Here is an 8,528-nt window from a genome sequence, read left to right as displayed (position 1 = left end):
AGGAGGGTAGGGGGACGGACGTGCCATGACTCGATCCTCTCAAGGAATCGAGCCTCCATCAGACCCGGACCGCTTCAACACTCCCAAGCCTCAGCTCGTCGGCCGCCCTCTTGAATGACCCGCACCGTTCACCCAGGAGAACCTCAGGTGGAACTAACCGGGCGCACCTTCCGGAATGGTGTCCGCGGACATGGCCCCTTCTCCCGGAGCACTCGTCAGGTAGACATGTTGGTGGCCGTTGCCGGCGTTGACATTGATCTGGTCGAGTTGTGTCGCCGCGACAGACCACGTCGCGACGGCGGTGGATCGTTGGCGAGCCGCCAGATCGATGAGGTCCTGGCGAAGATTCGCGGGAAGTCGCTGTCCTGCCGCGTACGCATCGACCGCGATCGCCATGGCGCTCACCGCGTTACGAAACCCCATACGAGCCACGTTGGTCTCGGTCGTCCCGGAGGGAGTCTCCGCATGCCTGTCGACCGCCTGCCGCAGAACACGCTGCCACCCATCGATCTCCGCCGACTGCGCCGGTTGCGCGGTGAGGGCCCTGTCCTGGGGAAGCGCCTTGGCGAGTCCGGACAGCACCCCGTTCAGATCACCGGCGGTCACACGCGCCGTGGCGGTCAACTCACTGATCTGCTGGACATCCCGTTTCGCCTCCGCCTCCCGCATGTCGGCGATGGCGGCCTGGCCGGCATCGGGGAGGCCGAAAAGGTAACCCAATGATCCGGCTATCGCGACGGCGACGAGGATGGTCACGATGTAGCGTGCCCTGTCGGACGAACGAGTGCTCGGCCGAGCCACGGGGCGAGATGGCCTGGCCGTTTTCGAGGACATCCAGCGACTCCCGTTCACCCTCACAACCCCAAGCGCGGTTGGGTGACTGACGTTACCGCTTTCAACGATTTACGTCCACGCACTCCGTTTCAGCTCGGCGGCCTCCCGTTTTTGTGGACTGTCTTTAGTCCATCTCACCGGCCTCTTACGGCGGGCCTTGGAAGTAGCCGTCACCGCCATCGAGGGCGGCACCTCCCTCGGTGAACGTCCGCCGGTTCATCCCCCGCAGCGCACCCGTCCGACGATCCCGACCGGGGTCCACTGCCGCACGCCCGCCGGTCCGGGGACTTTCGCGCCAGACCTGAGCGCCGGGCCACCCGACCCACTCACTCGCTGACGGGCTCGACGTGACGGCAGAGCCGCAGCCCCCGTCAGGCCGGCGAAGAAGGGTGGCCCCACCAACCGGCCCGCGAGGCGGTGGACAACGAGCAGGCCCTGGAAGTTTAAATATGGTTATCATTTCCATTAGTCTGTAGCGAACACCGATCTCGCCTGCGATCAGGCCGGCGTGCGCAACCACCGCTCCTCCTCTCCTCCTGCTCTCCGCGGTCGAGAACAGCGGCTGACAGCTTCACTCAGGGAAGGGAAGGCGTCTTGGCAATCGCCCCGGAGCCGTTCGAGACCGGTTCCGCGTGGTCCGGCACAGAGGTGACCGTGAACACAGAGGTCTGTGTCGGCGCCGGACAATGTGTGCTCGCCACTCCCGAGGTCTTCGATCAGGGCCCCGACGGGCTGGTGGTCCTTCTCACCGGGACTCCCCCGCCCTCGCTGCACACCGCCGTACGGGAGGCCGTACGTCAGTGCCCATCCGGTGCCGTCGCCGTCAGCGACGGCACCGCCCGCTGAGCAGACACGCCCGGTCTCCGTCCCACGACTCCCCGCACCGTTTCCTCCCGTCTCTCCCCACCATCCGGTCAGAGCCGCCGGGACGCCACGCATCTGCCTCACAAGCGGTCCGCCCCCATTCGGGCTGCCACCACCGCATTGCCCTCGCATCAAGGAGAACCATGTCCCGCCCTTTCGATCGTCGCCGCTTCCTCCGTCAGGGAGCCCTGACCGCCGTGGCGCTGGCCGCCGGGCCCAGTTTGATCACCGCCTGCTCCGCTGATGGTTCCACCGCGTCACCGAAGACCGGTGCGGCTTCCGGGACGCCCCGGACCGGGGGTACTCTCCGGGCGGCCTTCGTCGGTGGTGGCGCGTCCGAGACCCTCGACTTCTTCAACGGCCCCACCCCGATGGACCTGGTGCGGGCCCGTGCCTGGCACGCCACCCTGGGCAATCTCGACCCCGCCGCCGAGGACGGCGTTCGCTACGGGGTTCTCGAAGGCATCGACGTGTCCGAGGATCTGTCCACGTACACCCTGCGCCTTCGCCGCGACGTCCGTTTCACCGATGGTTCCACGTTGACCTCGGCCGACGTCCTGCACTCCCTGGCGACCCTCGCTGCGGGCAGCACGCTGCCGGTGTACCGGATGGCCTCGCTCAACTTCGACCTCGCCCGCGCGAAGGCGGACGGCGACCTCAAGGTGATCCTGCCGACCGTTCGTCCGATCGCCGACGGCCGACTGATCCTGTGCCAGGGCAACTTCCTCGTCGTCAAGGACGGAACGAAGCAGTTCGCCACCGGTATGCCGACGTGCGGCCCGTTCACGCTCACCGAGTTCACCGCCGGGCAGGGAGCCGCCTTCACCCGCAACGACGACTACTACGGAGCCGCCCTGGGGCAGGGGCCCCGCCTCGCCGGTCTGGAACTGCGCTCGATCGCCGACTCCGACGCCCGGGCCGGTGCGCTGACGAGCGGTGAAGTCGACTTCGTGCACGACCTCTCCCCCGTCACCGCTCGTACGCTGTCCGCCCATGAGAAGTTCGACCTCGTCTCCTCCAAGAGCCCCTACCTGGTCGGCCTGTCCTTCCGGATGAACATGAACGTCAAGCCGTTCGACGACGAACGGGTGCGTGAGGCGTTCAAACTCGCCGCCGACCGCGAGGCCATGGTGAGGACGGTGTTCTACGGCAACGCCACCGTGGGCAACGACCTGCCCTCAATGGGCTTTCCCGACTACGTGCAAGGGCTCGCGCAGCGGGCGCACGACCCTGACAAGGCCCGCTCCCTGCTCAGGGCCGCCGGCGCCGAGGGGATGGAGATCGTGCTGACCACGGGCCCGGAGACTCCGGGCATGGTGGAGGTGGCGACCCTGTACGTCGAGGACCTGAAGAAGATCGGGGTGAAGGCCTCGCTCAAGGAGCTACCCGCCGGCCAGCTCTTCGCCGACTTCGCCGCCTACACTCAGCTGCCGCTGGCCGCCTCCTACCAGGTGCCGGTCCCGGCCCTGTCGACCTACCAGATCGGCACGGCCGGCGGCGCGCCGTCGGCGTTCGGCTGGAAGCGCCCCGACGTCGACGCGCTCGTCTCCAAGTCTCGTGCGCAGAGCGACCCCGCGGAGGCCAAGAGGATCGGAAGCGAGGCGCAAAAGGAGCAGTGGGAAGACGGGAACACGGTACTTCCGGTGTTCAAGCCCTACGTCAACGCCCAGGCGAAGGGGGTCACCGGCATCCAGGACGACCTCTTCGAGCAGTTCCCCGGTTTTTCCCGGGCAGCCCTGACGTGAGCTGGGCGGTCTTCGTCGGCCGCCGGGTCGTCGGCGCGACCATGCTGCTCGTCCTGCTGTCCGGCGCGGTGTTCGCCGCCACGGCCGTGCTGCCGGGAGACGCGGTCAGCGCGGTGGCGGGCACCGACGCTTCCATGGCGGAACGCGCCCGGGTCCGGGCCGCCCTCGGCCTGGACCGGCCGGTGGCCGAACGGTATGCCCGGTGGGCGCTCGGCGCGGTCCGCGGCGACCTGGGTACCGGATTCGTCGGGCGCCGGCCGGTCGTGGAGGTGCTGGGGGCCCGGCTTCCCAACAGCCTGCTGCTGGCGGGCCTGACCCTCGCCTTCACCGTTCCGCTCGCGGTGCTGCTCGGCCTGTCGTCCGGCCTGCGGGCGGGCACCACCGCCGACCGTCTGATCTCCTCCCTCGCCCAGGTCGCGGCGGGAATACCGGAGTTCGTGTCGGCGGCGCTGCTGATCGCCGTGCTGTCGGTATGGCTGGACCTGCTGCCGCGGGTCTCCCTGGTGCCGTTGGGCGGCACCCCGCTGGAGGCCCCGCAGGGCCTGGTGCTGCCCGTCCTCACCCTCACCGCGGTCGCCCTGGCCACGACCACCCGGCTGATTCGCGTCTCGGCGGCGGACGTGGCGGCCTCCCCGTACGTGGAGACGGCCCGGCTCAACGGGGTGCGCGGCCTGCGCCTGGCCCTGCGTCATGTGCTGCCCAACGCCGTCGGTCCCGCAGTGCAGGCCCTCACGCTCATCACCGGTGTGCTGGTCGGCGGGGCCGTGGTCGTGGAGAGTGTCTTCGACTATCCCGGGATCGGCCGCGAGCTCCAACGGGCCGTCGCGGCCAGGGACATCCCGATGGTGCAGGGCATCGCCACGGCCCTGGCCGCGGTGATGCTGCTGATCCTGCTGCTGGGTGACGTCTGCGGACGGCTGCTCGATCCGGTGGGCGGGGATCGGCGATGACGGGCGTCCTGATGCGAGAGGGAGGGCTTCGGGCGGTTGGCTCTCCCGCGCGACCACGCCGCCGATGGCTGCCGCTGCTCACCGGGACCGGGGCGTTGGTCGTGGTCGCGGTCGGGTTGTGCGGGCCGCTGGTCGCCCCCTACAGCCCGACCGAGCAGCTGGGGATGCCCTTCCAGCCACCGGACGGCATCCATCCGCTGGGTACCGACGTCCTGGGCCGGGACGTGCTGAGCCGGGTGCTGTGGGGAGGACAGGTGATCGTCCTCACCGGCCTCGGCGCGACGCTGGTCGCCGGGGCCGCGGGGATGGCCGCGGGCGTGCTGACGGGGCTCGCGCCCCGCCGCGTCGGCGATCTCGTGCTGCGGCTCGTGGACGCTTTGGCGGTGCTTCCCGCATTGTTGCTCATTCTCGTGCTGGCGGCCGGTTTCCCCGGCAGCGACCTGGCGGTCGTGGCCGCCGTCGCCCTGGCCACCACTCCGTTCTCGGTGCGTGTGCTGCGCGCGGCCACCCGGCAGGTCGTCGTCACCGGCTATGCGGAGGCCGCCTACGCCCGAGGCGACAGCAGGTGGGCCGTACTGCGCCACGACATCCTGCCCAACATCACCGGACCGGCACTGGCTGACACGGCCCTGCGGCTGGTCGCCTCCGTCCACCTCACCGCCACCGCCGGTTTCCTCGGTCTCGGCCGCGGCGCCCCGGCCCCGAACTGGGGACGCATGATCAACGAGAACATCCCCGGCGCCCCCCTGACGGTCGTGCCCTTCCTCGCACCCACCTTGCTGATCGTGCTGCTCTCGGTCTGCGTCGGCCTGCTGGCCGACTGGTTCGCCGACGCGGCATCCGGGGAGCGGCGATGACCACCGTGGGCGGCGAGGCACTCCTTCACGTCACGGGGCTGACGCTGGTTCCGGTCGGCGGCGGCCTTCCCGTCCTGCGGGAGGCGACGCTGGCCCTCGCCTCCGGGCGGGTGCTGGGGGTGGTCGGGCGGTCCGGCTCGGGCAAGAGCAGCCTGGCGCTGAGCCTGCTCGGCCACGTGCGCCCTGGCCTGGAACGGCGCTCCGGCGTGGTGCGGGTGGCCGGTCTCGACCCGTTCGACCGGTCGGGAGCCCGCCGGTTGCGTGGCCGGGTGGTGTCGTTCATGGGGCAGGATCCGGCGGCCTCCCTCAACCCCGCGCTGCGGATCGGGGACCAGGTGGCGGAGGCGGTACGGCTGCGCTCTCCCGGACTCTCCGATGTCGCCGGGCAGGTCCGGTCGCTGCTGTCGTCGGTACGGCTGCCGGTCGACCGGGCGTTCCTGCGGCGCCGCCCCCATCAGGTCTCCGGCGGGCAGGCGCAGCGGGTGGCTCTCGCCGCCGCCCTGGCGGGCAGTCCGCGGCTCCTGGTCCTGGACGAGCCGACGGGCAGCCTGGACACCGTGCTGGCCCACCAGATGCGCGAACTGCTGACCGAACTGGTGCGAGACGGTGACCGTGCGGCGGTGCTGGTCAGTCACGACCCCGACTGGGTCGTGGCGCTGGCGGACGAGGTGATCCGGCTGGAGGACGGACGGATCACCGCCTCCGGTCCTCCGCGGACGGTGCTGCCGGCCGGGCCGCGCGCCATCGTGCCCACCGGCCGCGCGGACACCGAGGCTCCCCGCACGGCTGTCGGTGAGAACCGGGGTGAGCTGCGGGTACGCGATCTGTCGGCCGCGCACGGCCGCAGGGTCGTCCTGCACGGGGTCTCGCTGACCGTCCCCGCCGGCACGTGCACGGCCGTGGTGGGGCCGTCCGGTTCCGGCAAGACCACCCTTGCCCGCTGCCTGGTCGGCCTGCACCGCGCGGCGCGGGGCACGACCGACTGGAGGGACGGCCCCGATGGGCCGCCTGCCACTTCAGGGCGCGGCCGTGCGGTGCAGCTGGTGGCCCAGGACTCCCGCGGGGCGCTCAATCCGCGAGAGTCCGTGCGGACCGCGCTGACGCGGCCGCTGACCGGCCTGCGGGGAATGCCGGCCGAGGAGGCCACCGCCGAGGCCGGCCGCATGCTCGGACTGGTCGGATTGGCGCCGGCGATGCTGTCACGCCGGCCAGGCGAGTTGTCCGGCGGTGAGCGCCAGCGGGTCAACCTGGCGCGGGCCCTGGCCGGTGCGCCGCGGGTGCTGATCTGCGACGAGATCACCTCGGCGCTGGATCCGGAGATCGGGGCCGGCGTCCTGGACCTGCTGACCTCGCTGCGCCGGACGCTGGGGTTGACGGTATTGCTGGTGACCCACGATCTGGCCGAGGCGGCGCAGTATGCGGACCGGGTCGTTGTGCTGGACGGCGGGCGGGTGGTCGAGTCGGGCCCACCGGGCCGGGTGTTCGCCCGGCCGCAGCACCCGGTGACACGAGAACTGGTCGGCTGCTCCCGTATGGGCCCGGCACGAAACCCGGTGTAGGCGTGTGAGGGGAGGGGGATGAGGTCGCCTTCTTCCCCTCACGATGGTGTCAGGCCGGTGAGAGCGTTCCGGCCAGGGCCTTCTTGTCGATCTTTCCGACCGCGGTCAGCGGCATGGCGGCAATCCCCACCACCTGGTCGGGTGCCTTGTACCGCGCCAGTCCTCGTTCTCCGAGGAAAGCGGCCAGCTCCCTCGCCCCCGGGACCGGCCCGGCGCAGACCAGGAACGCCACCGAGCGCTCGCCCCACTTGTCGTCGGGAGCGCCGACCAGCGCCGCCTCCGTGATCAGCGGGTGGGTGAGCAGGTGCTCCTCCACCTCGATCGCCGCGATCTTCTCGCCGCCGCGGTTGATCTGGTCCTTGATCCGTCCGACGACGACCAGGTGACCCGTGGGGAGCCGGCGTACGACGTCTCCGCTGCGGTAGAAGCCGTCGGGGGTGAAGGCGATGAGGTTGTGCTCCTGCGCACGGTAGTAGCCGCGCGGGGTGTAGGGGCCGCGGGTGAGCAGTTCGCCGGGGAGTCCGTCGGCGACGGGCCGGTCGTCGGGGCCGACGATGAGGATCTCGTCGTCCGGAGAGATCGGGCGCCCCTGGGAGGTGCAGATGAGCTCCTCGGGGTCGTCCAGGCGGGTGAGGCTGATCAGTCCCTCGGCCATGCCGAAGACCTGCTGGACCGTCACGTCCAGCGCGGGGCCGAGCTTGCGGGCGACATCGTCGGCAAGCCGCGCTCCCCCGACCTGGAGCACCTTGAGGCTGCCGAGGTCCGCCGCGCTGCGGGCACCTTCCTCCATCCAGTGCGGGACCAGGGGCGGGCTGAGCGAGGTGATGGTCACGCGCTCGCGTTCGATCAGCGCGAAGGCGGTCTGCGGGCTCGGATCGGGCGCCACGACGACGGTGCCGCCGACGGCCAGAGTGCCCAGCACGCCGGGGCAGGCGAAGGTGAAGTTGAAGGCGATCGGCAGGACGGCGAGATAGACGGAGTGCTCGTCGAGCCCGCAGATCTCGGCGGCGGCGCGGGCGTTGTAGGCGTAGTCGTCGTGGGTGCGCGGGATGAGTTTGGGCAGGCCGGTGGTGCCGCCGGAGTGCAGCAGCAGCGCCAGGTCGGCGGCGTCGGGATCCTCCTGGCCGGTCGCGACGGGTGCGGCGTCGGTCGTCAGGTCCTCGAAACGTGTGAAGTCGCGATGCGCGCCCGGGTCGCCGACCACCACCACGTGGCGCAGCGTGCCGCTCCCGGCCTGGTCGGTGAGGATGTGGCGCAGCAGCCCACGGTGGTCGAAGCGGGCGTGCCGGTCGGGGATGACGCAGGCCACCGCGCCCGAGATGCGAACCAGGTGGCCGATCTCGGCGCGGCGGTGTCCCGGCATGGCGTGGACGGGCACCGCGCCGAGACGCTGGAGGGCGAACCAGAGCTGGACGAACTCCGCGCAGTTGGGCAGCTGGACCACGACGCGGTCGCCTTTGCGCAGGCCCAGCCGCCGCAGTCCGTGCGCGAGCCGGTTCGCCTCGGCGTCCAGGTCGGCGTAGGTCCAGCGGCGGTCGCCGTCGACGAGTGCGGTTCGTCGCGGGTGCCGCGCGGCCCACTCACGTAGGTGCGCGCCGAATGTGCGGCCACTCCAGTATCCGGCGCGACGGTAACGCTCCGCGTCGGCGTGCGGCCAGACCGGATGGGTCTGGGGCTGGGTCATGGCGATCCCCTTCTTCGTCTCCCGCTGGGAGTGGC

Annotated in this window: 7 protein-coding genes; 5 read left to right on the top strand and 2 right to left on the bottom strand. The window is 71.0% G+C overall.

The window, feature by feature from the left end; genetic code table 11:
• Positions 1-153: 153 nt before the first annotated feature.
• Positions 154-756: a hypothetical protein gene (locus ACSDR0_RS42250; protein ID WP_435294600.1), complete on the bottom strand. Its 603-nt coding sequence runs from the start codon at positions 754-756 to the stop codon at positions 154-156.
• Positions 757-1,428: 672 nt separating this feature from the next.
• Here ACSDR0_RS42250 and ACSDR0_RS42245 point away from each other — a divergent pair.
• The 5 genes from ACSDR0_RS42245 to ACSDR0_RS42225 all read left to right on the top strand — a co-directional run bounded on the left by ACSDR0_RS42245 (position 1,429) and on the right by ACSDR0_RS42225 (position 6,809).
• Positions 1,429-1,680: a ferredoxin gene (locus tag ACSDR0_RS42245; RefSeq protein ID WP_435294599.1), complete on the top strand. Its 252-nt coding sequence runs from the start codon at positions 1,429-1,431 to the stop codon at positions 1,678-1,680.
• Between the two features lie 161 nt (positions 1,681-1,841).
• Positions 1,842-3,443 carry an ABC transporter substrate-binding protein gene (locus tag ACSDR0_RS42240; protein WP_435294598.1) on the top strand — a complete coding sequence of 534 codons (1,602 nt, stop codon included), beginning with the start codon at positions 1,842-1,844 and terminating at the stop codon, positions 3,441-3,443.
• Complete coding sequence (locus tag ACSDR0_RS42235) at positions 3,440-4,393, top strand: ABC transporter permease (protein WP_435294597.1); 954 nt, start codon at positions 3,440-3,442, stop codon at positions 4,391-4,393. The genes ACSDR0_RS42240 and ACSDR0_RS42235 overlap by 4 nt, the downstream gene beginning before the upstream one ends.
• Positions 4,390-5,250, top strand: coding sequence for an ABC transporter permease (locus ACSDR0_RS42230; RefSeq protein ID WP_435294596.1), 861 nt, complete (start codon positions 4,390-4,392; stop codon positions 5,248-5,250). The genes ACSDR0_RS42235 and ACSDR0_RS42230 overlap by 4 nt, the downstream gene beginning before the upstream one ends.
• Positions 5,247-6,809 (top strand): ABC transporter ATP-binding protein, encoded by a 1,563-nt coding sequence (locus ACSDR0_RS42225; protein ID WP_435294595.1) that lies wholly within the window; start codon positions 5,247-5,249, stop codon positions 6,807-6,809. Before ACSDR0_RS42230 ends, ACSDR0_RS42225 begins: the two co-directional genes overlap by 4 nt.
• 49 nt (positions 6,810-6,858) lie before the next feature.
• Here ACSDR0_RS42225 and ACSDR0_RS42220 read toward each other — a convergent pair whose 3' ends face one another.
• A complete protein-coding gene (locus ACSDR0_RS42220) occupies positions 6,859-8,493 on the bottom strand; it encodes a (2,3-dihydroxybenzoyl)adenylate synthase (RefSeq protein WP_435294594.1) in 1,635 nt (544 codons plus the stop codon).
• Positions 8,494-8,528: the final 35 nt, after the last annotated feature.

It is taken from the genome of Streptosporangium sp. G11, from assembly GCF_051192615.1.
GTDB lineage: Bacteria > Actinomycetota > Actinomycetes > Streptosporangiales > Streptosporangiaceae > Streptosporangium.
The sequence above is the reverse complement of the archived record's forward strand: the minus strand, read 5'-3'. Positions and strand labels throughout refer to the sequence as shown.

Bases quoted from the DNA above. Each gene is read 5' to 3' on its own strand.
- ACSDR0_RS42230 (WP_435294596.1), top strand. From the start codon at position 4,390: ATGACGGGCGTCCTGATGCGAGAGGGAGGGCTTCGGGCGGTTGGCTCT.
- ACSDR0_RS42225 (WP_435294595.1), top strand. From the start codon at position 5,247: ATGACCACCGTGGGCGGCGAGGCACTCCTTCACGTCACGGGGCTGACG.
- ACSDR0_RS42240 (WP_435294598.1), top strand. From the start codon at position 1,842: ATGTCCCGCCCTTTCGATCGTCGCCGCTTCCTCCGTCAGGGAGCCCTG.
- ACSDR0_RS42220 (WP_435294594.1), bottom strand. From the start codon at position 8,493: ATGACCCAGCCCCAGACCCATCCGGTCTGGCCGCACGCCGACGCGGAG.